Origin of the sequence: Delftia sp. RIT313 (genome assembly GCF_000632165.1) — a bacterium.
GTDB lineage: Bacteria > Pseudomonadota > Gammaproteobacteria > Burkholderiales > Burkholderiaceae_C > Comamonas > Comamonas acidovorans.
Genome location: NZ_JFYT01000051.1, coordinates 43,887 through 68,750 on the forward strand (window position 1 = coordinate 43,887; position 24,864 = coordinate 68,750).

At 69.2% G+C, this 24,864-nt stretch carries 19 protein-coding genes; 9 read left to right on the forward strand and 10 right to left on the reverse strand.

Going from position 1 to position 24,864, the window contains the following annotated elements:
* Nucleotides 1-95 precede the first annotated feature (95 nt).
* On the forward strand, nt 96-572 hold the full coding sequence (locus BW39_RS15285) for an SH3 domain-containing protein (RefSeq protein WP_012205133.1): 477 nt from the start codon (nt 96-98) through the stop codon (nt 570-572).
* 34 nt (nt 573-606) lie between these two features.
* Here BW39_RS15285 and thiD read toward each other — a convergent pair whose 3' ends face one another.
* Nucleotides 607-1,488: a bifunctional hydroxymethylpyrimidine kinase/phosphomethylpyrimidine kinase gene (gene thiD, locus BW39_RS15290; RefSeq protein ID WP_043822751.1), complete on the reverse strand. Its 882-nt coding sequence runs from the start codon at nt 1,486-1,488 to the stop codon at nt 607-609.
* A 354-nt stretch (nt 1,489-1,842) separates the two neighbouring features.
* Between thiD and BW39_RS15295 the strand changes: the two genes are divergently transcribed.
* The 4 genes from BW39_RS15295 to thiE all read left to right on the forward strand — a co-directional run bounded on the left by BW39_RS15295 (nt 1,843) and on the right by thiE (nt 5,056).
* Entirely contained in the window at nt 1,843-2,961 is a 1,119-nt protein-coding gene (locus BW39_RS15295) for an FAD-dependent oxidoreductase (protein WP_081816217.1), read from the forward strand.
* Nucleotides 2,962-3,081: 120 nt separating this feature from the next.
* Complete coding sequence (gene thiS / locus BW39_RS15300; RefSeq protein ID WP_012205130.1) at nt 3,082-3,279, forward strand: sulfur carrier protein ThiS; 198 nt, start codon at nt 3,082-3,084, stop codon at nt 3,277-3,279.
* A gap of 32 nt (nt 3,280-3,311) precedes the next feature.
* Complete coding sequence (locus tag BW39_RS15305) at nt 3,312-4,121, forward strand: thiazole synthase (protein ID WP_013802786.1); 810 nt, start codon at nt 3,312-3,314, stop codon at nt 4,119-4,121.
* 11 nt (nt 4,122-4,132) lie between these two features.
* A complete protein-coding gene (gene thiE, locus BW39_RS15310; RefSeq protein ID WP_043822753.1) occupies nt 4,133-5,056 on the forward strand; it encodes a thiamine phosphate synthase in 924 nt (307 codons plus the stop codon).
* A gap of 58 nt (nt 5,057-5,114) precedes the next feature.
* Here thiE and BW39_RS15315 read toward each other — a convergent pair whose 3' ends face one another.
* Nucleotides 5,115-7,823, reverse strand: a complete 2,709-nt coding sequence (locus BW39_RS15315) for a type IV pilus assembly protein FimV (protein ID WP_043822754.1) — start codon at nt 7,821-7,823, stop codon at nt 5,115-5,117.
* Between the two features lie 100 nt (nt 7,824-7,923).
* On the opposite strand from BW39_RS15315, the gene BW39_RS15320 reads away from it, so the two are divergent.
* The 4 genes from BW39_RS15320 (at nt 7,924) to BW39_RS15335 (ending at nt 12,941) form a co-directional block, all read left to right on the forward strand.
* Nucleotides 7,924-9,462, forward strand: a complete 1,539-nt coding sequence (locus BW39_RS15320) for a 3-hydroxyacyl-CoA dehydrogenase (RefSeq protein WP_052155349.1) — start codon at nt 7,924-7,926, stop codon at nt 9,460-9,462.
* 170 nt (nt 9,463-9,632) lie between these two features.
* Entirely contained in the window at nt 9,633-10,352 is a 720-nt protein-coding gene (locus BW39_RS15325; protein ID WP_012205125.1) for a Crp/Fnr family transcriptional regulator, read from the forward strand.
* A 151-nt stretch (nt 10,353-10,503) separates the two neighbouring features.
* Nucleotides 10,504-11,589: a phosphotransferase gene (locus tag BW39_RS15330; RefSeq protein WP_013802790.1), complete on the forward strand. Its 1,086-nt coding sequence runs from the start codon at nt 10,504-10,506 to the stop codon at nt 11,587-11,589.
* A gap of 77 nt (nt 11,590-11,666) precedes the next feature.
* Nucleotides 11,667-12,941: an acyl-CoA dehydrogenase family protein gene (locus tag BW39_RS15335; RefSeq protein WP_012205123.1), complete on the forward strand. Its 1,275-nt coding sequence runs from the start codon at nt 11,667-11,669 to the stop codon at nt 12,939-12,941.
* Between the two features lie 69 nt (nt 12,942-13,010).
* Here BW39_RS15335 and BW39_RS15340 read toward each other — a convergent pair whose 3' ends face one another.
* The 8 genes from BW39_RS15340 to BW39_RS15375 form a co-directional block, all read right to left on the reverse strand.
* A complete protein-coding gene (locus tag BW39_RS15340) occupies nt 13,011-14,468 on the reverse strand; it encodes an efflux transporter outer membrane subunit (RefSeq protein ID WP_043822755.1) in 1,458 nt (485 codons plus the stop codon).
* Nucleotide 14,469: 1 nt separating this feature from the next.
* On the reverse strand, nt 14,470-16,464 hold the full coding sequence (locus BW39_RS15345; protein ID WP_052155350.1) for an ABC transporter permease: 1,995 nt from the start codon (nt 16,462-16,464) through the stop codon (nt 14,470-14,472).
* A complete protein-coding gene (locus tag BW39_RS15350; protein ID WP_043822757.1) occupies nt 16,464-17,705 on the reverse strand; it encodes an efflux RND transporter periplasmic adaptor subunit in 1,242 nt (413 codons plus the stop codon). The genes BW39_RS15345 and BW39_RS15350 overlap by 1 nt, the downstream gene beginning before the upstream one ends.
* 49 nt (nt 17,706-17,754) lie before the next feature.
* On the reverse strand, nt 17,755-18,132 hold the full coding sequence (locus BW39_RS15355; protein ID WP_043822759.1) for a DUF3325 domain-containing protein: 378 nt from the start codon (nt 18,130-18,132) through the stop codon (nt 17,755-17,757).
* Nucleotides 18,129-19,844, reverse strand: a complete 1,716-nt coding sequence (locus BW39_RS15360) for a PepSY-associated TM helix domain-containing protein (RefSeq protein ID WP_043822761.1) — start codon at nt 19,842-19,844, stop codon at nt 18,129-18,131. Before BW39_RS15360 ends, BW39_RS15355 begins: the two co-directional genes overlap by 4 nt.
* Nucleotide 19,845: 1 nt before the next feature.
* Nucleotides 19,846-20,181, reverse strand: coding sequence for a DUF3649 domain-containing protein (locus BW39_RS15365; protein ID WP_043822763.1), 336 nt, complete (start codon nt 20,179-20,181; stop codon nt 19,846-19,848).
* A 205-nt stretch (nt 20,182-20,386) separates the two neighbouring features.
* Nucleotides 20,387-22,882 carry a TonB-dependent siderophore receptor gene (locus BW39_RS15370; RefSeq protein ID WP_043822765.1) on the reverse strand — a complete coding sequence of 832 codons (2,496 nt, stop codon included), beginning with the start codon at nt 22,880-22,882 and terminating at the stop codon, nt 20,387-20,389.
* Nucleotides 22,883-23,014: 132 nt separating this feature from the next.
* Nucleotides 23,015-24,370 carry a sigma-70 family RNA polymerase sigma factor gene (locus tag BW39_RS15375; RefSeq protein WP_043822767.1) on the reverse strand — a complete coding sequence of 452 codons (1,356 nt, stop codon included), beginning with the start codon at nt 24,368-24,370 and terminating at the stop codon, nt 23,015-23,017.
* Between the last annotated feature and the right edge of the window lie 494 nt (nt 24,371-24,864).

Below are 24,864 nucleotides of genomic sequence, written 5' to 3' on the forward strand. Positions count from 1 at the left end.
GGCATCGCCTGATCCCACGCGCTTTCCCTGGGCTCGGCCCGCGCTGGAAAGTCTCCGCGCGCCAGCCGACCTCGAACGAAAGGAGACCCGTTCCCGTGCCTTGCAATCAACGCCGTGCCGCCCGCTGGCTGGCCGCAGCCGCCACCGCCCTCGCCGTCCTCACCACCACCCTGGCCCCGGCCGTCGCCCATGCGCGCGAGTTCGTCAGCGTCAAGGGCACCAGCGTCAATGTGCGGCAGCAGCCCACCACGCGCTCGGCCACGCTGTGGGAACTGGGCAAGGGCTATCCGCTGCAGGTGGTGCAGCGCAAGGGCCAATGGCTGCGCGTCAGGGACAACGAGAGCACGCTGGGCTGGGTGCATGCGCCGCTGACCGGCAAGACCCCGCACATGGTGGTGACCGGGCGCACCGCCAACCTGCGCGCCGGCCCGGGCCAGAACCACCGCGTGGTGGGCAAGCTGGCTGAAATGGAAGTGGTGCGCACGCTCAGGAAACAGGGCTCCTGGGCCCAGGTCCAGCGCGACAACGGCCAAAAGGGCTGGGTGGCGCGCAGCCTGACCTGGGGCTGGTGACCTGGGCTGATTCCCTGGACGTCTGGCTGGACGTTCAGCCGTTGACCACGACCTGCGCGCGCGGCGCATAGCCGTGGTTCAGCGGGCCATGGCCGGCGCCCGTGAACACATCGGCACCGGCCGCAATCGCGCCCAGGATGTAATCGCGCGCCTGGGCCACGGCCGCCTCCAGCGGCAGGCCCAGTGCCAGGTGCGAGGCAATCGCCGAAGACAGCGTGCAGCCCGTGCCGTGCCCGTTGTGCGTGGCAATGCGCTGCGACTGCAGGCGCAGCCGCTGGCCGTTGCCATGGCCCAGCAGGTCCACCACCAGATCGCCCGACAAGTGCCCGCCCTTGAGCAAGGCGGCCGGCGCGCCCAGCGCCAGCAGTTCCTGCACGGCGCCGTCCAGTGCGTCTATGCCCTCAATGGAGTGGCCCAGCAGCAGCGCCGCCTCGTCCAGATTGGGCGTGACCACGGTGGCCAGGGGGAACAGTTCGCGCACCAGCACGGAGGCGGTTTCCGGCGCGATCAGCCGGTCGCCGCTGGTGGCCACCATCACGGGGTCCAGCACCACGTTGCGCAACTGGTGGCGGCGGATGGCATCGGCCACCACCTGCACCACTTCGGGCGTGGCCAGCATGCCGATCTTGACGGCGTCGGCGCCGATGTCCTCGACCACCGCATCGATCTGGCCGCGCAGTATGTCCACGGGAATGCCGTGGATGCCGCTGACGCCCAGCGTGTTCTGCACGGTGATGGCCGTGATGGCCGTCATGCCGTAGCAGCCCAGTGCGCTGCAGGTCTTGAGGTCGGCCTGTATGCCGGCGCCGCCGCCGCTGTCGGAGCCCGCGATGATGAGCACGCGGGCATAGCGCTTGCGCGCGGCGGGAGCCGGTTCGGGGGATGCGGCGGTCGAAGGGGAGTGGTCGGCAGTCATGGGCGAAAATTATCACCCATGCGCATGGTCAATACCGGCAGCTGCGGGATGTGCTGTAATGCCTGCTGACGGACGAAACAGGGGTGTCCCGTCGGTGAAACAGGGCCTGACCCGCCTCACCGATGCGTGACTGAGAAACACCCTGGGGCCCCGGGGCGACCAGCCCCCTGCCGCACAAGCCTGCACCACAGGCACCTTGCCGCGCAGCGCCCCTGCACCCGATCCAGGTCATGCTGGCGTGGGGAGTTTCAATCAATCGGGGTGGTACGCCGCGTTTTGTCCAGCACATGCCCTGTGCGCGGACAGCCGGCCGGCAGTCCCACGGGCATGGGCGCACTTGACCACCAGATGCACATGTCCGTTCTACAAGCTTCTTCCCGCATCGCCATTCTGGGCGGCGGCCTCATGGGCCGGCTGCTGGCATTGGCGCTGGCCCGTCGCGGCCACGGCATTGCCGTATACGACGCCCACGGCCCCGAAGGCGATGGCGCTGCCGCCCGCGTGGCAGCCGCCATGCTCGCGCCCCTGGCCGAATCGGCCATTACCGAGCCCGGCGTGGTGCGCATGGGCCAGCACGGCCTGACGCGCTGGCCCGAACTGCTGGCCCAGCTCGATGCGCCCGTGTTCTTCCAGCAAAACGGCACCCTTATCCTCTGGCACCGCCAGGACGCGGGCGATGCCCAGCGCTTCTTCGGCCTGCTGGAGAAAAACCGCCGCATCAACCCCAGCCTTCCCGCGCTGCAGCCGCTGGCCGACCAGGCCCTGCACGACTGCGAGCCCGCGCTTGAGCGGCGCTTTGCCCAGGCCATGTACCTGCAGGGCGAAGGCCAGCTGGACAACCGCCAGCTGCTGGCCGCACTCCACGCCACGCTGACCCGCCTGGGCGTGGAGCAGCACTGGAACCAGCCGCGCGAGCTGGCCGACTTCCAACCCGGCGCGCCGGGCCAGCCCGACTGGGTGCTGGACTGCCGGGGCCTGGGCGCACGCGGCCAGTGGCCTGCGCTGCGCGGCGTGCGCGGCGAGGTGGTGCGCATCCACGCGCCCGAGGTCACGCTGCAGCGGCCCACGCGCCTGATCCATCCGCGCTACCCGATCTACATTGCGCCCAAGGAGGACCACCTCTTCGTCATCGGCGCCACCGAGATCGAGTCCGACGACATGTCGCCGGCCAGCGTGCGCTCCACGCTGGAGCTGCTGAGTGCCGCCTACACCGTGCATCCGGGTTTTGCCGAGGGACGCATCGTCGAGATCGCCACCCAATGCCGCCCCACCCTGCCCGACAATCTGCCGGCCGTGCGCTGGAGCGCGCCCCGCGTGATGGAGGTCAACGGCCTGTACCGCCATGGCTTCATGATCGCGCCGGCCATGCTGGACGTGGTGCTGGAGCTGCTCGACAGCGGTGATTCCGAACTGGCCCGCCGCTTCGATGTCGCCGTCGAGCATGCGCCATCGCAGCACAAGGCAGCCGCCTGAACGGCACGCACGGCACTTTCACGCACAACAGACCGGACATGCATGCAGGGCCGACAAGACCGGCCCTGCCTAAGATCGAACAAGCCCCCCGTACCCGCCTTTCGTTTCCCCTCAGCCGCCATGAACATCACCATCAACCAGCAAGCGACCGAACTGAGCGACGGAGCCACCGTGGCCGACGCGCTGGCCCAGCTTGCGCCGCGCCCGCCCTTTGCCGTGGCCATCAACACCGTCTTCGTACCCAAGGCCCGCTATGCCGAGCAGGCGCTGAACGACGGCGACCGCCTCGAAGTGATCTCGCCGGTGACCGGCGGCTGATGCCCCATCCGACTCTCCCATTGCCTCACGCCATGACGACTTCCGCCCCTTCCTCCGACGACAGCCTGGTCCTGTACGGCCAGCGCTTTGACAGCCGCCTGCTGCTGGGCACCTCCCGCTACCCCTCGCCCGCCGTGCTGGAAGCTGCCGTGCAGCGCGCCCGCCCGGCCATGGTCACGGCCTCGCTGCGCCGCCAGGGCAGCAATGCCGCCGAGACCGGTGCCAGCTTCTGGGAACTGCTCAGAAAGCTCAACGTGCCCGTGCTGCCCAACACCGCCGGCTGCATGACCGTGCAGGAAGCCGTGACCACGGCCCAGATGGCGCGCGAAGTCTTCGAGACGCCCTGGATCAAGCTGGAGCTGATCGGCGACGACTACACCCTGCAGCCCGACACGCTGAACCTGGTCGAGGCCGCCTCCATCCTCATCAAGGACGGCTTCCAGGTCCTGCCCTACACCACCGAGGACCTGGTGCTGTGCCAGCGCCTGGTGGATGTGGGCTGCCAGGCCGTCATGCCCTGGGCGGCGCCCATCGGCACGGGCCGCGGCCCCGTCAACCCCTACGCCATGCAGACGCTGCGCGAGCGCCTGAAGGTGCCGCTGATCGTGGATGCGGGCCTGGGCCGCCCGTCCCATGCCTGCCAGGTCATGGAATGGGGCTATGACGCCGTGCTGCTGAACACGGCCGTGGCCCTGTCCGAAGACCCAGTGGCCATGGCCGGCGCCTTTGCCGATGCCGTGAACGCCGGCCACGCCGCCCACCGCGCCGGCGCCATGGCCGAGCAATCGGCCGCCCAGCCCAGCACGCCCGTGCTGGGCACGCCGTTCTGGCACCACGGCTGAGGAGACCGGCCATGAGCAACGACTCCATCCAGTCCTGGGCAGATGCCATCGTGCGCCTGCACGGCGCCACCTTCGCCCCTGAAGGCTCCGCCCTGCCCTCGCAGCCCGTGCCGCAGGCACAGCGCCAGGAACCGGCCTATCTTGCGGCACTGCAGGCCTGCAGCGCGCTGGGCTTCATCGCCATCGACGCCGAGACGCTGGCCCGCGCCTGGCAGGCGCAGACGCTGCGCAGGGGCCGCTTCGAGGCCACGCTATGGCCCGACGATCCGCGCGACTTCGGCCTGGAGGGGGCCGATCCCGCACTGGCCTTCCCGGAGTGCCCAAGGTCCCTGGGCCTGTACGGCGTGCTGCCCGATGCGCAATGGGTGGGCCGCATGGCCCGCGCCGGTGTGCCCACCGTGCAATTGCGCTTCAAGTCCGAGGACCGCGACGCCATCGCCCGCGAAGTGCGCGCCGCCGTGGCCGCCGTGGAAGGCACGGGCGCCCTGCTCTTCATCAACGACCACTGGCGCGAGGCCATCGATGCCGGCGCCTATGGCGTGCACGTGGGCCAGGAAGACCTGGACGCGCTGGCCGGCGCCGACCTGCAGGCCATCCACGCCTCCGGCCTGCGCCTGGGCGTGAGCACGCATGGCTATGCCGAAATGGTGCGCGCCCATGCGGTGCAGCCCAGCTACATCGCGCTGGGCGCCGTCTTCCCCACAACGCTCAAGAAGATGGCCACGGCTCCACAGGGCCTGGCGCGCCTGAGCGCCTATGTGCGCCTGATGCAGCGCTATCCGCTGGTGGCCATCGGCGGCATCTCGGCCGACCAGTTCCCGGCCGTGCGCGCCACGGGCGTAGGCTCGGTGGCCGTGGTGCGGGCGCTGGTCAATGCCGAGGATCCAGAAGCGGCGGCGCAGCAGTTGCTCGCAAGCATGCACGCTGCCGACTGAGTTCTTGCTGGGCACCCCAACAAAAAAGGGAGCAGATGCTCCCTTTTTTTTCACTGCCTCAGCCCTTGGGCGGATCCTTGTCGTCTGCCTGCGGCGACGGAGCCTGTGGTGAGCTACGAAAGGCCGGGTCGGTCTCGCGCGACAGCAGCATGTCCACCGAGCGGCTCAGCGGCTCGTCCAGGCCACGGTGCTCACGCACGGTGTCGGGCGGCTCCAGCTCCCACTTGTCCAGCGCCAGGTCCATGTCCAGCGGCGCCTTGAGATTGTGGCTGCTGAAACCCACGGCACCCGAACCGGGCATCGACAGCGTCACGGGCGGAAAGCGCGAGGGCACATCGACATGCGGCAGCTCGTTCTCGCCCAGGTCCGTGAGGTCTATGTCCAGCAGCGGTGCCGACTCATCGTGGATGAAGGAAGGCGCCTCGCCCAGGGGCACGGCGCGCACCTGGCCTGCGGGCAGTTGGCCGGCCTGATCCAGATCGAAGTTCAGGGGCTGCAGCTCGAAGTGCAGCGGTGCGGACAACGAGTCCGGTGCGCCGCTCGCAGGCTTGTCGCCGCCACCGACTGCACCCGTGGACAGGGGCAGCGTGTCCATGGGGGTGAACTCCAGGCCCGGCTCCAGCGGCGTCACAGAGGCCGGCTGCGGCTGTGCAGGTTCTATCGGCGGCTGCAGCTCTGCCATCCAGTCCACGCCCGTGGCTGCGGATGCAGGAGCCTGCGCCGGCGTGGTTTCTGCAGCCGCTGTGAAGTCAGCCGCGCCGGCCGTGGCTGCGCCGGCTGCGGCCGTGCCCGCCACCATGCGCGGCGTGGTGCGCTCGCGCGGGCCGGATTCGCCGCGGGTTCCGGCAGGTGAGGTGCGCGCAATGGACAGCAACAGCAGCAGGTCGTCGAAGGCGGCCAGATCGAAGGGGGCCGGCGCATCGGGGTCGGGTGCACCGTCCTGCTTGAACAGGTAGTGCGCCAGGCAAGTTTCGACTTCGTCCACGGGCCACAGGGCCTCGATGCGTGCCAGTTGCTCGGGATAGCCCTGCAGCAGGCTGCTGCCCTTGTCGGTGAAGCCCGGCATGGCCGGCACACGGGCGTTGAAATGCCTGGCAAAACGCGCGCGCAGCTGGTCGAAATCGTCGCGGCGGCTCAGCGTGTAGTACAGGTGCAGCAGCTCCAGATAGGCCAGCGGCGAGGAATCCTCATGCGTGTCGATATGCGAGCGCAGCAGCTCGATGGCCTGCTGGTGTTCACCCACCGAGATGAAGAATTCCGCCTGTTGCTGCACGTCGAACAGTTCGCCGGGCTGCACCATGCGCCTGGCCTTGATGGCCTCGGGCGCAGACGTGCGCACAGGTGCCGGGGCCTGCGGCGCAGGCTCGGTTTCCAGCTCGGCATGCACGGACACAGGCACGGGAATGGTGGCCGGGCCGAAGTCGCCAGGGTCCACATCCTCGTGCAGCTCATAGGTCACGCCGGGGCGCATCTGGGCGCCGCGCTGCACATAGGGCGAAGCCAGGGTATCCGGTCCCCGGCGGTCATCCTGCTGCGGTGCCGCAGGCCGGTGCTCACGCAGGCTGGGGGCCATGGGCCGCGTGGGCCGATGGGGATCCAGGGAATGCGGCAGGGTGTGGATCTCGTCATCGCGCACATGGGGCGGGGTCGACGGCACGGGGTCCTGCGACGAACGCTCCACCGATTCCCGCCAGGCGTTTTGCTCGCGCGAGAACAGCGAAGCACCCGAGCGCATGCGCCAGGCCATCCAGCCGATCACGGCCACGGCGGCAATCAGGGCCAGCAGCAGCGCATTGAACAGCCAGGACGAGCCGCCGGACTCCTGGCGCATTGCGTCCAGCTCGGCCCGCAACTGGGCCAGTTGCCCACGGTCCACGCCGTCGCGCTTCTTGAAGGCCGCCATCTCGGCCTCCAGCGCCTGCACGCGCTTGTTGGCCTCGGCCAGCTGCTCGCTGCCGGCATCGAACATGGGAGCCGCAGATGCGGCGCCGCCTTCGGGTGTTCCAGGTGTTCCGGCTGCTCCAGCGGCGCCCGGGGTTCCGCCCGTGCCCAGCCATTCCTCCACCGGCTCCATGCGAAGGCGCGGTTCGATGCGCAGGCCCGCCTGCAGCTGCCCGGCCTGGGCCTGGGCGGTCACACCCACGGGAGGCTTGGACTTTTCGGCCGCGGCCTTGGGTTTCGGCTTGGGCTTTGGTTTGGGCTGGGGCTGCGCCTCCTTGGGAGCGGGCGCCGTGGCAGGCCGGGCATCCGACCGGGCACTGCGGGCAGCGGCCGCGCGGGAGGGTGTCGAAGAGGATTCAGAAGCGGTGCCAGCCACACCGGCTGCACCAGCGCCAGCGCCAGCGCCAGCACCGGCTGCTGCAGCGGCGCCCACGGTCGGCAGCGCAGGCTGGGCTGCTGCCAGTTCACGCACATTGATGGGCTGGTTGCCTGTGGCGTCCACCGAATCTGGCAGCTGCGCCAGCAGCGTATAGCTGCGGCTGATGCCGCCACCTTCGCAGCCCGCCCACAGCTTGAGCGTCACGATGGGCTCGTCCACCGTATAGCGGGCCTGCACCCGCACCGCCTTGCCCGACGAGGTCGGGCTGACACTGACGCGCGAGGATTCGATGGGCCTGTCACCGGCCAGCAGCTCGGCGCGCACACAGGAGCTGCCGGCGTCGTTTCCGCTATCGGGCTGCAAGCCCACCACCAGGTCGAACGGAGCGCCCAGCACCACGTTGCCCCGAGGACTGCCCAACGACAATGCGGACGCGTTCCAGGCCATGGAGGACAGGGCGACGCCGAGAATGGTGCTACAAATTCTCACATCAGCCTTTCTTTGAACGCTTGCATTTTTGCATAGACACCTGTAGGACACCTCCTCTATGTATATGATCCAAAACAACATTTCTACTATCAGAAACGTCGGATTGATAGGCGCAGGCATCATGGGGCAAGGCATTGCCCAGTTGGCCGCCCAGGCAGGCGCCAGGGTGCTGTTGCAGGATGCCCGTCCCGGTGCTGCCGCACAAGCGCAACAACAGCTGCTTGCGCTGTGGGACACGCTGCAGAAGAAACAAAAAATAACAAGTGAGCAGGCCGCAGATTGCAAGGCCCGGCTGACGGTGGTGGACGGTCTCGATGCCTTCAGGAACTGCGATCTGGTGATAGAGGCCATCGTCGAGCGCATGGATGCCAAGCAGGCGCTGCTGCGCGAGCTGGAGGCCATCGTTGCGCCCGGGACCCTCATCGCCAGCAATACCTCGGCGCTGTCCATCACCACGCTGGCCACGGCGCTCAAGCACCCGCAGCGCTTTGCCGGCTTTCACTTCTTCAACCCGGCGCCGCTGATGAAGGTGGTGGAGATCGTGCGCGGCCTGGCCACGGACGAGGCCACCTGCGCCACGCTGGCACAGTTCGCGCGCAGCTTCGGCCACACGCCCGTGCGTGCGCAGGACACGCCGGGCTTTCTGGTCAACCACCTGGGCCGAGGCTATGTGACCGAGGCGCTGCGCATCGTGCAGGAAGGCATTGCCGACTTCGCCACCATCGACCGCATCCTGCGCGAGCAGGTGGGATTCAAGCTCGGCCCGTTCGAGCTGATGGATCTCACCGGCCTGGATGTCACCCATGCCGTGATGGAGCACATCTACCACCAGTACTACCAGGAGCCGCGCTACCGCCCCAGCCCCATTGCCGCGCAGCGCGTGGCGGCCGGCCTGCTGGGCCGCAAGACCGGCCAGGGCTTTTACCGCTATGCAGAAGGCCGCGCCGAACAGCCTGCCGAGCCTGCCGTGCCGCAGGTGCAGACGCTGCCACCGGTCTGGGTGTCCGCACGCGCGGCCCGGCGCAACGAGATCTACCAGTTGCTCAAGAGCCTGGGCGCACGCATTGAAACCGCGCAGGCACCGACCGAGCAGGCCTTGATCCTGGTGGCGCCGCTGGGCCTGGACGTGACCACGGTGGCTGCCGTGGAGCGGCTGGACTGCACGCGCACCATGGGCATCGACATGCTGATCGCCGACACCGACACGCGCCGCCGCGTGCTGGCCACCACGCCGGCCACGCGCACCGACATGCGCGATGCGGCCCATGCGCTCTTTGCCAGCGACGGCAAGGCCGTCAGCGTGATCCGCGACAGCGGCGGCTTTGTCACGCAGCGCGTGGTGGGCTCCATCGTCAACATCGCCAGCGACATCTGCCAGCAGGGCATCGGCAGCCCGGCCGATCTGGAAAAGGCCGTGACCCTGGGGCTGGGCTATCCCGTGGGCCCGCTGGCCATGGGCGACCGCTGGGGCCCCACCAACATGCTGGAGGTCCTGTTCAACCTGCAGACCGTGTATGGCGACCCGCGCTACCGCCCCAGCCCCTGGCTGCGCCGCCGTGGCGCGCTGGGGCTGAGCCTCACGCACGAGGAGCCATAAGCCCTGCGAAGCCGGCGACCCGATGCACGACGGGTCGCCTTTTTTTCGCCGCCCTGCCCCGTTTTCGGCAGGCCCAGACACCGAAGTGACAGGCCCGCCGGCGGCATGCTGCGCCGCGGCGGTCCCACACGCGACAATGTGACCGTCATCAGTCACGCAAAAGACAGGCCATGGACGACCCGATTCTTACCATCGAAGAACGTGAAGCGATCAATTCCGGTCGCTGGTTTTCATCACTTTCTCCATCGCTTCGGCACGACATTCTTCGATGCGCTTACGTCAAACGGTTCAAAGATGGCACGCTCATCTGCGCACGCGGAGAACCGCCCGAGGAATGGATCGCCTGCGCCCGCGGTGCGGTGCGCGTGAGCTCGACCTCGATCACGGGCAAGCAGATCACGCTGGACTACGTGGAGCCGGGCATCTGGTTCGGCGACGTGGCCATCCTGGACGGGGACAAGCGCACGCACGATGCCTATGCGCACGGCGAGACCACGCTGCTGTGCGTGTCCAAGACCGACTTCAAGAAAATCCTGTCCATGCATGTGGAGTTCTCGGAAGCCATGCTGCGCCTGCATGCACGGCGCATCCGCCAGCTCTACGGCCTGGTCGAGGACCTCAACACCCTGCCGCTGCGCGCGCGCCTGGCCAAGCAGCTGCTGCACCTGGTGCGCAGCTATGGCGTGACCAGCCTGTCGGATGGCAGCGAGATCCGCATCGGCCTGCACCTGGCGCAGGAGGAACTGGCCCAGTTGCTGGGCGCCTCGCGCCAGCGCGTGAACCAGGAACTCAAGGCCATGGAGCGCGAGAACGCCATCCGCATCGAGCCGGGCGGCCTGGTGGTCTGCGACCGCGACACGCTGCTGCGCATCGCCGCGCCCGACGCCTGAACCTGCGCGGCCCGCGCCGCGCCGCGTACACACAACCCTTTCCTTCACCGACCGGACGCTCGCGCCGGCCGGTGCCTTGCCGCGCCCGTGCCGCGCGGCCGCACCCCTTTCTAGAACCGGTTTCCGAACCGATCACAGGACTGACTGCCCCATGAGCACTTTCGACCATTTCGTAGGCACGCGCCCCGTCTCCGACCAGCACGCATTCGACGTGCCCGCGCTCACCGCCTGGATGCAAGGCCATGTGCAGGGCTTTGCCGGCCCGCTGCAGGTGGAGATGTTCAAGGGCGGCCAGTCCAACCCCACCTACAAGCTGATCACGCCCGGCCGCAGCTACGTGATGCGCTCCAAGCCCGGCCCCGTGGCCAAGCTGCTGCCCTCGGCCCATGCCATCGAGCGCGAGTTCCGCGTGATGAAGGGCCTGGCCGGCACCGACGTGCCCGTGCCCCACATGTATGCGCTGTGCGAGGACGAGTCCATCATCGGCCGCGCCTTCTACATCATGGAGTGCATGGAAGGCCGCGTGCTCTGGGACCAGTCCCTGCCCGGCATGGAGCCGGCCCAGCGCGCCGCCATCTACGACGAGATGAACCGCGTGATCTCGGCCCTGCACACCGTGGACTTCGCGGCCCAGGGCCTGGCCGACTACGGCAAGAGCGGCAACTACTTCGAGCGCCAGATCGGCCGCTGGAGCAAGCAGTACGTGGCCTCGGTCACCCAGCCCATCCCCGAGATGGACCAGCTCATGCAGTGGCTGCCCGCCCACATGCCGGCCAGCGCGCTGGATGCCTCGCGCGTGTCCATCGTGCACGGCGACTTCCGCCTGGACAACCTGATGTTCCACCCCACCGAGCCGCGCGTCATCGCCGTGCTGGACTGGGAGCTGTCCACCCTGGGCCACCCGCTGGCCGACTTCAGCTACCACTGCATGAGCTGGCACATCCCCGCCACGCTGGGCCGGGGCATCGCAGGCAAGGACCTGGCTGCCCTGGGCATTCCCGGCGAAGAGGAGTACATCCGCCGCTACTGCGAGCGCACGGGCCTCAAGGACGTGGACACGCTGCGCGCCGACTGGAACTTCTACATGGCCTACAACATGTTCCGCATCGCGGCCATCCTGCAAGGCATTGCCAAGCGCGTGGAGGCCGGCACGGCCTCCAGCGCCCAGGCCAAGGCCTCCGGCGACACGGCCCGGCCCATGGCCGAGCTGGCCTGGTCCTTTGCCCAGCGCAGCTGAGCCATCCAGACCGCCCCATCACTCACCGATCACCCCGTTTCCACCACAAGCGACAAGCCAAGAGAAGGAGCGCATCCATGGACTTTGAATATTCGCCCAAGACCAAGGACCTGCAGGAACGCCTGCTGAAGTTCATGGACGAGCACATCTATCCCGGCGAAAAGGACTATGCCGCCGAGATGGAAGCCAACACCGCCGCAGGCAAGCGCTGGACGCCGCTGCAGACCATCGAGAAGCTCAAGGTCAAGGCCCGGGAGCAAGGCCTGTGGAACCTGTTCCTGCCCGTGGACAGCGCCGAGGCCGCTGGCTACAAGGGCGGCGGCCTGACCAACCAGGAATACGCGCCGCTGGCCGAGATCATGGGCCGCGTGCCATGGTCCAGCGAGGTGTTCAACTGCTCTGCGCCCGACACCGGCAACATGGAGACCATTGCGCGCTACGGCAGCACCGAACTCAAGGAGCGCTGGCTCAAGCCGCTGCTGGAGGGCAAGATCCGCTCGGCCTTCGCCATGACCGAGCCCGAAGTGGCCTCCTCCGACGCCACCAACATCTGCACCCGCATCGAGCGCCAGGGCGACGAGTACGTGATCAACGGCCACAAGTGGTGGATCTCGGGTGCCGGCGATCCGCGCTGCCAGGTCTTCATCACCATGGGCAAGACCGACCCCGATGCGCCCAAGCACTCGCAGCAAAGCATGATCATCGTGCCCGGCGACGCGCCCGGCATCCGCATCGTGCGTCCGCTCAACGTCATGGGCTATGACGATGCGCCGCACGGCCACATGGAGATGTACTTCGAGAACGTGCGCGTGCCCGTGGGCAATATCCTGCTGGGCGAGGGCCGTGGCTTCGAGATCGCCCAGGGCCGCCTTGGCCCCGGTCGCATCCACCACTGCATGCGCCTGATCGGCCTGGCCGAGCGCGCGCTGGAGCTGATGTGCAAGCGCGCCAGCTCGCGCATCGCCTTCGGCAAGAGCGTGGCGCAGCAGACCGTGACGCAGGAACGCATCGCCGAGGCGCGCTGCCGCATCGACATGGCGCGCCTGCTCACGCTCAAGGCCGCCTGGCTGATGGACATTGCCGGCAACAAGGTGGCACGCAGCGAGATCGCCATGATCAAGGTCGTGGCCCCCAGCATGGCCTGCCAGGTCATCGACTGGGCCATGCAGGTGCACGGCGGCGGCGGCATGAGCGACGACTTCCCGCTGGCCAGCGCCTACGCCCACGCGCGCACGCTGCGCTTTGCCGACGGCCCGGACGAAGTGCACCGCAACGCCATCGCCAAGTGGGAGCTGGGCAAGTACGGCGCCTACGGCAAGGATGCCGGCGTGCCCATCACGCGCGGCAGCTGAGCAGGCTTCAAGCCTGAGGCCTGAGGCCGCACACCCGACAGGATCGGGGGCGGCCCTGCCCCCCCCCTCTCAGCCAGGTGGCAATGCCTCCTGGCTTTTTTGCGCCTGCCTTTCCGGCATTTCAGTGCCCATGGCAGGCGCCTCCCATCCCCCGCCCAGCGCCCGGTACAGCGCCACGCGCGCCTGCAGCTGCAGCAGGCGCTGCAGCACGGCATCGTCCTGGGCCGCGTACAGCGTGGTCTGGGCCTGCAGCAGGGACAGCAGGCTTTCCGCCCCGGCCTTGTAGCGCAGCTCGGCCAGCGACACGGCCTGGCGGGCCTGGGCCAGCACCTCGGCCTGGGCCTCGGCCTGGGCCTTCAGGCCGTGCACGGCGTTGAGCGCCAGGTCCACATCGCCATAGGCCGAGACGATGGACTTGTAATAGCCGGCCAGCAGCTCCTCGCGCCGGGCCTGGGCGCCATCGCGCTCGGCCGCCAGACGGCCGCCGTCGAAGATGGGGCCGGCCAGTCCGGCCAGCAGCGAATACACGGGCTCGCGCAGCCAGTCGCTGGCGCGGCCCGCGCTGGTGCCCGCGCTGCCCGTGAGGGTCAGCCGGGGCCACAGCGCTGCGCGGGCAGCCTGCAGGTTGGCGCTGGCGGCGGTCAGCTGCGCTTCCGCATTGGCAATGTCGGGCCGGCGCTGCAGCAGTTGCGTGGGCAGGCCTGGGCCGATCTCGGGCAGCTGCAGGGCCTGCAGCGAGTCCGTGGCCAGCGCGGGGCGGCGGGCCTGGCCCAGCAGCACGGCCAGCGTGGCATCGGCATCCTCGCCCTGGCGGCGCAGCGTGGCCAGGGCCTGGCGCTGGCTGGCCACCAGGCCGCGCTGCTGGGCCAGCTCCAGCTGGGTGGCGGCGCCTGCACGCGCGCGGGACTCCACCAGGCCCAGCAGCCGCTCGGCATTGGCCACGTTGCGCGCCGCAATGGCCTGGCGTTCGCGCAGCGCCACGGCCTGCAGCCAGCCATGGGCCACCTGGGAGGTGACCGTGAGGCGCACCGTGTCCTGGTCGAACCGGCTGGCCTGCCAGGCCGCCGCCGCCGCATCGCGCGTGGCGCGGTTGCGGCCCCAGAAGTCCACCTCATACGAGGCCGTCAGCGCGGCGCCGTAGACGCTGGCCTGCCCGCCCGCCACCTGTGCATGGTTCATGCGCTGGGCGCGCAGCTCGCCATTGAGCGACGGCAGCAGCGCCGCGCCTGCCTGGCGCGTGGCCGCCTCGGCCTGGCGCACGCGGGCCATGGCGGCAGCCATGTCCAGGCTCTGGTCCTGGGCGGCCTGCACCACCCCGCCCAGTTCTGCGCTGCCAAAGGCCTGCCACCACTGCGGTGAAACAGAGGCAGGGACGGCTTCGCCCTGCTGCTTCCACGAAGCGGCCAGCGCAGGCGCCTCCCGGTCCGGCATCGTCTGCTGCGCGGCGCAACCGCCCAGCGCAGCCAGGGCCAGGGCGATGCAGCCCAGGCGCGCATTTCCCAGCATCTTGTCGTTCATGTCTTTCATCTCACTCTCCCGCCAGCGCGCGCACCGGGTCCAGCCGCGCCGCCGTCTTGGCAGGCATGTAGCCGAACACCAGGCCCGTCACCACGGCGCAGGCAAAGGCGCCCAGCATGGCGCGCACCGAAAACACCACGGGCACGCCCGCCACGATGAGCACCACGCCCACGGCCAGCCCGGCCAGCAGGCCCACCGTGCCACCCACAAAGGTGACCAGGCTGGCCTCGGTCAGGAACTGGCGCAGGATGTCGCGCTGGCGCGCGCCCGTGGCCATGCGGATGCCGATCTCGCGCGTGCGCTCGCGCACCGTCATCAGCATCACGTTCATCACGCCGATGCCGCCCACCACCAGGGAGACGGCGGCAATCAGGCCCAGCATCACCGCCATGCTCTGGCGCGTGGCCGCCTCGGCCTGGATGCGCGCGGCCGCATTGCCGATGCCGAAGTCCTCGCGCCCGCCGTGGCGGGCCAGCAGCAGCTTGCGCATGGCCTCCTCCGCCTCGTGCACCACGTCGGAGGACATGGCCTCGATCACCACATAGTCGGGCTGGGTCTGCGACTGGTAGACGCGCGCCCGGCCCGAGCGGTAGGGAATGAAGACCATGTCGTCATAGTTCTGCGCGCCCGAGTCCGCGCCGCGCTCGCTCATCACGCCGATGACCTCGAAGGCCGATGTACCGATGATCAGCTGGCGGCCCAGCGGGTTGGGCGTGTCGGGGAAGAAGTGCTGGTGCGCCTTGTGGCCCAGGACCACCAGGGGCGCCAGGTCGCGGTCCTCGGCCTCGGTGTAGTAGCGGCCCTGGGCCAGCTTCCAGTGGTGCACCAGGGGCATCTCCTCGCTGGCCGCGAACACGTAGATCTGCTTGTCGGCCTTGCCGTAGCGCACGGTGATGGGGTCGCCGATGACGGGCATCACGCGCCGTATCTCGGGAAGTTCGCGCACGGCGGCCAGGTCTTCCTCGGTCATCTGCCCGGCCGGCCCGCCCGTGGCCGGCGGCTTGCTGCCCATGTAGAGGATGGCCGTGCCCATGGTCCCCATCTGCTCGACCACCTTGCGCCGCGCGCCCTCGCCAATGGCCAGCATGACAATCACCGAGGCCACGCCGATGACGATGCCCAGCAAGGTCAGGCTGGTGCGCACGCGGTTCATGCGCATGCCGCGCCAGGCGCTGCGCGCGGCCTCGAAGAGTTCCGCCAGCCAGGGCGCGCCGGCGCTGCCGCGCTGCGGCGTGAGCGGCAGGGCAGCGGCGCCCGCATTCACCCCGTTTGCGGCATCGTCGCGCTGGCTGTCGCTGGTGATGCGGCCGTCGCTGATCTCGATCACGCGGCGCGCCTGGGCGGCCACAGTGCGGTCGTGGGTGATGAGGATGATGGTGTGGCCCGCATCGGCCAGTTCGCGCAGCAGGGCCATGACTTCGGCGCCGCTGTGCGAGTCCAGCGCGCCCGTGGGCTCGTCGGCCAGGATGATCTGGCCGCCGTTCATCAGCGCGCGCGCAATCGACACGCGCTGCTGCTGCCCGCCCGACAGCTGGTTGGGCCGGTTGCCCAGGCGCGAGCCCAGGCCCAGGCGCTCCAGCAGCGCACGGGCGCGCCGCACGCGCTCTTCCTTGGGCAGGCCCGCGTAGATGGCGGGCATTTCCACGTTCTCGCTGGCGCTTTCGCTGGCTATCAGGTGGTAGCCCTGGAAGACGAAGCCGAAGGCCTCGCGCCGCAGCCAGGCCAGCGCGTCCGAGTCCAGCGTGGCCACGTCCTGGCCCTGGAAGTGGTAGCTGCCCTCGCTGGGCCGGTCCAGGCAGCCCAGGATGTTCATCAGCGTGGACTTGCCCGAGCCCGAGCTGCCCACCACCGCGACGAACTCGCCCGCGCGTATCTCCAGGTCGATGCCGTGCAGCACGGTGACGGCGGGCTGGCCGCTGTCGCCGCCGCCGTAGTGCTTGGTGATGCCGCGCAGCTCTATCAGCGGTGCGGTCAGCGGCGCGCCGGCCTGCATGCCCTGCCCCATCACCATTGCAGCCACCGCGGGCCACGGTCCAGAGGCGTCTCGCCGACGATGACGCGCTCGCCTTCCTGCAGGCCCTCCAGCACCTCGGCCTGGTGGCGGCTGCGCACGCCCAGGCGCACGGTGCGCTGCTCGGGCTGGCCCTTGGCGTCCAGCACGCGCACGGTCTGCGTGCTGCCTGCCTTCTCGGCCTTCTCGGCGTTCTCTGCCTTTTCCGCCTTGTCAGTCGCTCCCGCCTTGTCGGCCACGGCCATCAGCGGCACGGTCAGCGCCTGCGCGGCCTGCCCGGTGACGAAGACCACCTGGGCCGTCATCTGGGGCATCAGCTCGGCGTCCTCGTTGTCCACATCGAACAGCACGGTATAGGCCACGGCCTTGGTGGCGGGCGCAGGCGCCTGGCCCGCATTGCCGCCGGCCGGCGCCTGGCTGGTAGAGGGCGAAGGCAGCACCTGGCGCACCTTGCTGGACCAGCGCCGGGGCCTGGCCTGGTCTGCGCCGCCCAGCGTGGTGAAGTACACCGGCATGTCGTCGCGCACGCGGCGCACGTCGGCCTCGGACACTTCGGTCCACACCGTCATGGCCGACAGGTCGGCAATGCGCAGGATGTTGGGCGTCTGGTAGGTGGCGTTCAGCGTCTGGCCCTCGCGCGCCTCCACCGACACCACGGTGCCCGCCATGGGCGCGTAGATGCGCGTATAGCCCAGGCGCGCCTCGTCGGCCTTGAGCGTGGCCTGGGTCTGGTCGATCTGGGCCTTCAGATGCTCCATGCGGGCACCGGCAGCGGCCAGGTTGGCTTCTGCGGTCTGCAGGTCTTCCTCGCGCGTGGCCCCGTCGCGGGCCAGCTGGCGCTGGCGCGTGAGCTGCTGCTCGGCCAGCTTGCGCAGCGCCTGCTGCTCGGCCAGCTGGGCGCGCAGGCCCGCCAGCGAGGCACGCCCCGCATCCACCGTGGCGCGCTGCACGCTGGGGTCGATCTCCACCAGCAGTGCGCCCTTTTCCACCTGGGCGCCGGGCTCCACGCGCAGCCGGGTGACCTGGCCCGACACCTGGGCGCCCACGTCCACATAGCGGCGCGGCTGCAGCGTGCCGATGGCCGTGACGGTGGACTCGATATCGGTGCGCGCCACGGTCTCGGTCTGGTAGGCCACGGCAGGCCGGCTGGACCACCAGGCGGCCGCGCCCCCGGCCGCCGCCAACAGGACCACCGCCACGGCGATGGCTTTCCAGCGTTGCTGCGTGCGCGTCATGCTTGCCTCCCGACCACACACACCCCGAACTGGAACGAAAGCAGGAAACTCATCTGAAAAACCCCGTAGTACCGAAACTGAAAACAATCCACGCCAAATCCGCCACGGCAAGCACGCCAGCCAACCAGGCCAGCCGCGCCGCCCAGCGCGCATGGGCGCTGATCAGGGCCACGGCCATCAGCGCGCCGGCGGACACAAAGCCCAGCCAGGCCACCGTGCCCACCGTGCCGCCCCAGCCCGAGAAAACGGGCACAAGGGCCAGCGCCAGCAGCGCCGTGCCCAGGCCGCGCAACTGCGGGCCACGGCGGGCCGGCAGCTCGCGCGCGCCGGTCAATTGTTCGTAGTGGCGGTCCATGGCGAAGGCCAGGGCCGCCATGCCTGCAAAGGCCAGGGCCAGTGCGGCCAGGGATGCGTGCAACGTGCTCATGCCTGCACCTCCGAGGGGCCGGCCACGGCGGCCTGCCCCTTGGCCGTCTTTGCCTTGGCGGCGGCACCCGCGCCGCGCCGCGCCAGCCAGCGCCAGGCCCAGGCGGCCGCCAGCCCCGTGGCCAGGCAGAACAGCTCCACCCCGGCGCTTTCCCAGTCGCCCTCCAGCATGTGGGCCGACAACGGCTCGCCCACAGTGATCCAGTTGAGCAGCGGCAGCAGCAGGCACAGCATGGCCAGCAGGCCCATCTGCTGGCGCCAGGCCGTGGCCGGCGCGCAGGCCAGCGCATGCACCAGCGCCAGGCCCCACAGCCCGAAGAACACGGCCAGCTCCCAGTCAGCGCGGTGCGCCAGGCCCACGGGCACCAGGCGGTTGGCCCACAGGTAGCCGATGCAGCCCAGGCCCAGCCCGGCGATGGCCGCCACGTTCAGGCCCTCGATCAGCCGGTACACGCGCGCCGTGGCGCTGCCGAACTCGCCCTGGTGCCGGCTGCGGCGCTTGACCATGAAGAGAATGGCGCCCGTGGCCATCATGGCCGCGCCCGCCAGGCCGCACAGAAAGTACAGCCACTTCATGGCCAGCCCGCCGAACTTGACCATGTGCAGCCCGCCCATGACCGCCTGGGCCAGCGAGGGGGTGCCGCCGTCGGCGCCGCCGGGCAGGCGTACCTGCAGCACCTCGCCCGTGGCGGCCGAGAACATGGCCATGCCCGAATTGGGGCTCAGGCGCTGATGCGCACGGTCATCGCTGTTCCAGCCGTAGACGCCGATGCGTGCCGATGCATCGCCGGGATGGTTGACGACCACCGCGCGCACCGCCTGGCCCATCAGCTCCTGGCCGCGCCGCACAAAGGGCTCCAGATCGGGCACCGCCAGGGGCTTGCCGGACAGCGCGGGCGGTCCGGCCTCGTTCATGTCGGCGATGAAGGCCGTGCGGGCGGTCTGGTCCGTGCCATAGACCGTCCAGACGCCAACGGGCATGAAGCTCAGGCTGGAGATGGCGATGCCGGTATAGGCAATCATGAACTGGAAGGGCAGCGTCAGCACCGCCACGGCGTTGTGCGCGTCCAGCCAGCTGCGCTGGCCCTTGCTTGCGCGAAAGGTGAAGAAGTCCTTGAAGATGCGCTTGTGCGTGATCACGCCGCTGACCAGGGCCACCAGCATGGCCATGGCGGCAATGCCGATCACCCACAGCCCCACCTGCCCTGCATGCAGTTCATAGTGGAAGTCCACGAAATGGTTGCCGCCCATGGTGGCGCGCGCGGCACCGTGGCCGTGGCCGGCCCCCATTTCCTCGCCCGTGGCGGTGTCCAGCTCGGCATCGGCGTACTGGCGGTTGGCGTCGAACCAGTAGACACGCAGGTCGCCGCCGCCCTTGTCGTCGGACGGCCAGATCTCCCACATCTGCGCGCCCTGGTGGTGCTTTTGCATGTAGGCCGCGCCCCAGGCCAGGCGCTGGCCCAGATCCGCACCCTGCCCGGCCGGCGCGGCGGCGCGCGCTGCCGCCTCGGCAGCCTCCTCGGCATGGTGCTCGGGCGTCATCCAGTGCGTGATGGCTTCCTGGAACACGGCCAGCGAACCCGTGAGGAACACCGCGAACAGCAGCCACGAAAACCACAGCCCGCACCAGGTATGCAGCCAGGCCTGGGCCTGACGGAAACCGCCCGTGGCAGCGCCGCTGCCGGGGACCTTGCTGATCTGCGCCTTGGCCATCTCAAACGCCCCCGCCATTGCGCGCCAGCAGCAGCGCGGCGCCGCCCATCAGGGCCGCAGGCACCAGCAACCCCAGCCAGACCCGGCCCACCGAAACCGGCGAGAACGCCCAGATCACCGCCAGCGCGTGCAGCGCAAAGCTCCACTGCATGCCGGCGATCACGGCATCGACACGCGCGCCGGGCAGCGCAGCGGCCAGGAAGGCCGCCAGCGCACTGGCCAGCGCATAGCCGCCGAAGACGGCGGCCAGCAGGCGGGACAGGACAAGCAGGCCCGGATGGACGGGCCTGTCGGCCTGGGTGATATCTGCACGATCAGCGGGTTGGGATTGGGGCATGTAATGGGTATTCGGATAAGCACAGGAACGCACGAATGCGTGCAAACAAGGGGCCAAAACGGATGCCGTGATGCGGCGGCCTTCAAGGCCCTCCTCATACATGACAAACGAGATCGAAAAAAAGGCCAGCCGCAATGGTTTTCGCCATTGCGGCCAGTGGCCTGGGTCGGACTGGGGCGGGCCCTCCTGGACCCCGCCCCGGCCCTCAGAAGGTGCCGCGCAGCGTCAGCACCGCATTGCGCGGCTTTCCATAGAAATTGCCGCCGCTCGCATAGCCCACGGTCTGGTAGTACGTCTTGTCAAAGATATTGTTGAGATTCAGGGAAACCGTCCAGCGCGGATCGATCCGGTACTGCACCATCGCATTGATGACGGAATAGCCGCCCTGGGTGAAGTTGTAGCGGCCGACTTCATTCCAGTCGGCGTCATACAGCGTATCGCGCACATGGTGCTTGCTCTGGATATGGGCGCTGCCGCCAATCTTCCAGCGCGACAGCTCGCCCGGCAGCACATAGGCCGTGGACAGCTTGAGCAGATGGCGCGGCGTGATGCTGCTGTAGGGCGCATCCTCGGTCTTGTCGCGCGTGGTGGTGTAGGTGTAGCCGGCGGCGATCTGCCAGCCGGGGCGCAGCTCGCCGCCGATCTCGGCGTCAAAGCCGCGGCTGGTCACCTTGCCCTGCGGCAGAAAGCAGCAATTGCCCGACCATTCCTCGTGATTGCTCGGATAGCGCGTATCCGTCACCGCCGTGCCCGTGCGCACCACGTTGAAAAGGCTGAATGTGGCATTGAGCCGGCCATCGGCCAATTCGCCCTTGAAACCGGCCTCATAGCTCTTGCCCTTGACCGGGTCCAGCGAATTGCCCGGAGGAGGCCCCGACTTGGACAGCGCCTGCGGCTTGAGAATCGAGGAATAGCTCAGATACGCCGACCATTGGTTGTTCAAGTCATAGATCACCCCGCCATACGGCGTGAACTTGGCCGGCTCGGAAAAGCGGCTGCCCGATGCCAATTCCCACTGGCCCGCCGCATTCAGCGACTCATAGACCTGGTTGAAGCGGTACTTGGCATAGCGCGCGCCCACGATCACATGCAGGCGGTCCGTCGGATGCAGGCGCAGCACGCCATAGCCGCCCGACTGGTCCTGGCCCCAGGGGTTGTAGCGGCGCGAGATCTCGCCGGCCGGCGCGGGGCGCCAGGCGCCGGGGTTGTAGACATCGATGGGCTCCACGCCCGTGGCATCGGTGGAATAGCCCACGTTCCAGAAGCTCTCCACCTTCTGCCGGTCCATGCCCAGCAGGATTTCGTGCGTGCGCCCGCCCAGGTCGAAGCTGCCGGCCAGGCTGGCGTCCAGCACGGTCTGCCGGTTCTCGTACAGGTAGTGGCCGCCGCCGTTCCAGTTCACGCCCAGGCCGGTTGCGGGGTCCAGCGCGCCGTAGCCGAACGCCGTGGAGCCGTCATAGCTGGACTTGCTGCGGGTCAGGTTGAGCTTGCCCTTCCAGCGTGCGGAAAAGCGGTGCTCCAGCGCGCCGAACAGCTCGCTGTTGTCCTTGCGGCCCGTGGCCCAGGGCTGGGTGAAGCTGGTGTGGCGCGGCAGGCCGATATCGCTGCCGTCGCTGTAGCGCGGCACGTCGCCGCCGCCATCGCCGCGCGTGCGGATCTTGCTGCGGCTCATGCCCACGGTCAGCAGGGTGTCGGGCGTCAGGTCCGCCTCGACCACGCCGTAGAACTGGGGAGCGCGCGTGTGCTTGATGTCCACGAACTGGTCCGTGTCCTGGTAGGACAGCACGGCCCGGCCGCGCACCCGGCCATCGAGGGCCAGCGGCCCCGTGGCATCCACCATGGTCTGGTAGTTGTTCCAGCGGCCGATGGACTGCTGCACCACGAAGCGCGGCTCGGCCAGCGGCTTCTTGCGCACGATGTTGATGATGCCGCCCGGATCGCCCACGCCGCCCAGCAGGCCCGAGGCGCCGCGCATCACCTCCACGCGGTCGTAGAAGTCCATGCTCTGGTTGACGCTGTAGGTGTACTGGGCGATGTTCAGCGGCGCGCCGCCGTCGATCTGCATGCTGTCGATCTGGAAGCCGCGCGAATAGAAATAGGTGGAGTCGAAATTGATCTGGCTGGTGGTGATGCCGGGCGTGGCGGCCAGCGCGTCGCGGATGTCGGTCATGCGGCGGTCGTCGAGCTGCTGGCGCGTGATCACCGACACCGATTGCGGGATCTCGCGGAACGACTGGTCCGTCTTGGAGGCGATGCTGGTCACGCGGCTGGTGTACGAGCCCGTGCCCTCGGTCGTGCCGTCGATGGCCCGGCGCGCGCTCACCCGCACTTCGGCCAGCGTCTTTTCGATGGCGGCGACGGGCTGCACGGTCAGCGTGCCCTCTTGCACATGGCCCTGCAGGCCGCTGCCGGCCAGCAAATCATCCAGCGCCTGGCGCAGCGGCAGCTCGCCCCGTACGGCCGGCGCCTGCCGCTGCGCGGCCAGCGAGGGCGTGAACACCAGCTGCAGCCCGGCCTGCCGCGCGAACTGATCCAGCGCGCTGGCCAGCGGCTGCGCCGCTATGTCGAAGCGCAGCGTCTGTGCGGCCGGCTGGGCCAGCGCCGCCTGCAGCGGCATGGCCAGGCCCAGGCAGAGCACGGCATGGGCCAGCGGATGGAGGGCGGCGCGGCAGGCGCCCGAAGAAGGGAAAAGCGGATGCATGGAAATCGTCCTTGGCAGTGATGGAAGGGACCCACAGGGATCACTGCCATGACGACTGGCCAGGAAAACTCCTGAAAAACAATGTGCGCCCCGGTGCCGTGCGCATGCAGTTGCTCTTGCCACCGTCACGCCTCAGCCCGCCGTGGCCACCAGCAGGCCGCCATCGGCCTGCCTGCGCACCTGCACCGGCAGCGCATGGGGCAGCGCCCGCACCCAGGCATGGGCCTTGGCGATGCGCACGCGCCCGCTCAGCGGCAGGCGCGCGGCCTCGGGCGTGGCCTGCAGGTCGAACGGCGCATAGCGTGACAGCCGCGCCAGGGCCTCGCCCAGCGTGGCGTCGGCAAACACCAGCTCGCCATGCCGCCAGGAGGCCGCCTGCCCCGCATCGCCCCGGGTCTGCGTGGCCACCGTGCCTTCCATGCGCAGGCCCTGGCCTGCAGACAATTCATAGAAGCGCCCGCCATCCGCGTCGGATTGCACGCGCACACGCCCCGACTCCACCTGCACCGTGACCCGCTCCTGCCCCTGGGCGCCCGTGGCCAGTTCCACGCCGAAGCGCGTGCCCAGCACGGTGACGCGCACGCCGCCGGCCTGCACGGTGAAGGGCCGCTGCGCATCCCGCTCCACCTCGAAGAAGGCTGCGCCCTGCGTCAGCTGCACCACGCGCCGCGTGGCGAAATACTCCACCTGCGCGCTGCTGAGCGCGTCCAGCAGCAGGCTGGAGCCATCGGGCAGGCCATGGCGCACCTGCTGGCCGCGCAGGCTGGACCAGCCGGCCTGCCACTGCACATGCGTGTCGCGGTAGTGTCGCCATTGCTGCCAGCCCACGCTGCCGCCCAGGCCGAAACCGGCCACGCCCAGCAGCGCGGCCAGGCTGCGCCGCCGACCTGCATGTCGCGCAACGGCGCCGCCGGGCCGCGTACCGCGCCAGCGGTGCAGCGCATCCTCTATGCAGGCACTGGCCTGGATCAGGTCGCGCTCCACGGTGTTGAGGCTGACGCCCAGGCGCTCGGCGATCTCGGGCTGGCGCTCGCCCTGCACGCGGTGGGCGATGAATGCGGCGCGGCAGCGCTCGGGCAGGCTGTGCAGGGCGGACTCCAGCACGGCCAGCGCCTGGCGGTACATGACGGAGTCGGCCACATCGGGCGCATGGCTGGGCGCCAGTTGTTCATGGACTGCCGCCTCGCCCAGGTAGCGGGCATGGCGCTGGCGGCGGCGGTGCGCATCCAGCGCCATGTGCTGGGCCATCACGGCCAGATAGGCCGTGGCGTCGCGCGGCATCTGGGCCGGATTCGCGGCCCCGGCCAGGTCTGCGGCCTCGGCCGGGGCGCTGCGCGCGTGTTCCGCCAGCCGCAGCCAGGTGTCGTGCACCAGGTCGCCCGCCTCCTCGCGGCTGCCCGTGCTGCGCGTGGCGGCACGCACCAGGTCGGCATAGGCCCGGTCAAAGCCGGAAAGCAGAGCGCGGGTGAAGGAGGCGGACAAATCCATGGGGCTGGATCATAACCGCGCAAAGAAGAATCATTCTCAATAAACGCAATGCATGCCGGGCTCTTTCAGCGGTCCCTGGGCCATCCCTGAAAGGGCGCGATCGCAAGGTGCAACGGGCCGCCAAGCGACTTTGCGCACGCCGCACGCGCTATCATCCGCACCAGCCCCCTGTCACGGGGCCGGTGCTTCAAAACACCCATTAGCAAGCGGTGCTGCCTCCCCGAAAGCGAGGCCTTGTCACGTCTGGATTCCGGGCTGTGGACGCTCGTCCACGCCCCTGCGGTTTCGGGCGGGATGGGGCTACCCGTAAGGGCGTCCGCACACCTTGCTGTGTGTTTTGAACATCCCGTCCACCTGTTTCGTGCTTCAAAACGCGGAGTCGGTGGCTTCAGTCTCAGTAAGGAGCACGGAAACATGACTGCCGTTTCTCTGGCACTCGCCTGCGCACCCTCTTTTGGCGCCGCCCTTTCCACACGGAGGGCCCAGGCATGAAC

Coding starts and splice junctions, on each gene's coding strand:
- thiD (WP_043822751.1), bottom strand. CDS start 1,488: ATGACTGCCGACCACTCCCCTTCGACCGCCGCATCCCCCGAACCGGCT.
- BW39_RS15295 (WP_081816217.1), top strand. CDS start 1,843: ATGTCCGTTCTACAAGCTTCTTCCCGCATCGCCATTCTGGGCGGCGGC.
- thiS (WP_012205130.1), top strand. CDS start 3,082: ATGAACATCACCATCAACCAGCAAGCGACCGAACTGAGCGACGGAGCC.
- BW39_RS15305 (WP_013802786.1), top strand. CDS start 3,312: ATGACGACTTCCGCCCCTTCCTCCGACGACAGCCTGGTCCTGTACGGC.
- thiE (WP_043822753.1), top strand. CDS start 4,133: ATGAGCAACGACTCCATCCAGTCCTGGGCAGATGCCATCGTGCGCCTG.
- BW39_RS15315 (WP_043822754.1), bottom strand. CDS start 7,823: ATGGCCTGGAACGCGTCCGCATTGTCGTTGGGCAGTCCTCGGGGCAAC.
- BW39_RS15320 (WP_052155349.1), top strand. CDS start 7,924: ATGTATATGATCCAAAACAACATTTCTACTATCAGAAACGTCGGATTG.
- BW39_RS15325 (WP_012205125.1), top strand. CDS start 9,633: ATGGACGACCCGATTCTTACCATCGAAGAACGTGAAGCGATCAATTCC.
- BW39_RS15330 (WP_013802790.1), top strand. CDS start 10,504: ATGAGCACTTTCGACCATTTCGTAGGCACGCGCCCCGTCTCCGACCAG.
- BW39_RS15335 (WP_012205123.1), top strand. CDS start 11,667: ATGGACTTTGAATATTCGCCCAAGACCAAGGACCTGCAGGAACGCCTG.
- BW39_RS15340 (WP_043822755.1), bottom strand. CDS start 14,468: ATGAAAGACATGAACGACAAGATGCTGGGAAATGCGCGCCTGGGCTGC.
- BW39_RS15345 (WP_052155350.1), bottom strand. CDS start 16,464: ATGGGGCAGGGCATGCAGGCCGGCGCGCCGCTGACCGCACCGCTGATA.
- BW39_RS15350 (WP_043822757.1), bottom strand. CDS start 17,705: ATGACGCGCACGCAGCAACGCTGGAAAGCCATCGCCGTGGCGGTGGTC.
- BW39_RS15355 (WP_043822759.1), bottom strand. CDS start 18,132: ATGAGCACGTTGCACGCATCCCTGGCCGCACTGGCCCTGGCCTTTGCA.
- BW39_RS15360 (WP_043822761.1), bottom strand. CDS start 19,844: ATGGCCAAGGCGCAGATCAGCAAGGTCCCCGGCAGCGGCGCTGCCACG.
- BW39_RS15365 (WP_043822763.1), bottom strand. CDS start 20,181: ATGCCCCAATCCCAACCCGCTGATCGTGCAGATATCACCCAGGCCGAC.
- BW39_RS15370 (WP_043822765.1), bottom strand. CDS start 22,882: ATGCATCCGCTTTTCCCTTCTTCGGGCGCCTGCCGCGCCGCCCTCCAT.
- BW39_RS15375 (WP_043822767.1), bottom strand. CDS start 24,370: ATGGATTTGTCCGCCTCCTTCACCCGCGCTCTGCTTTCCGGCTTTGAC.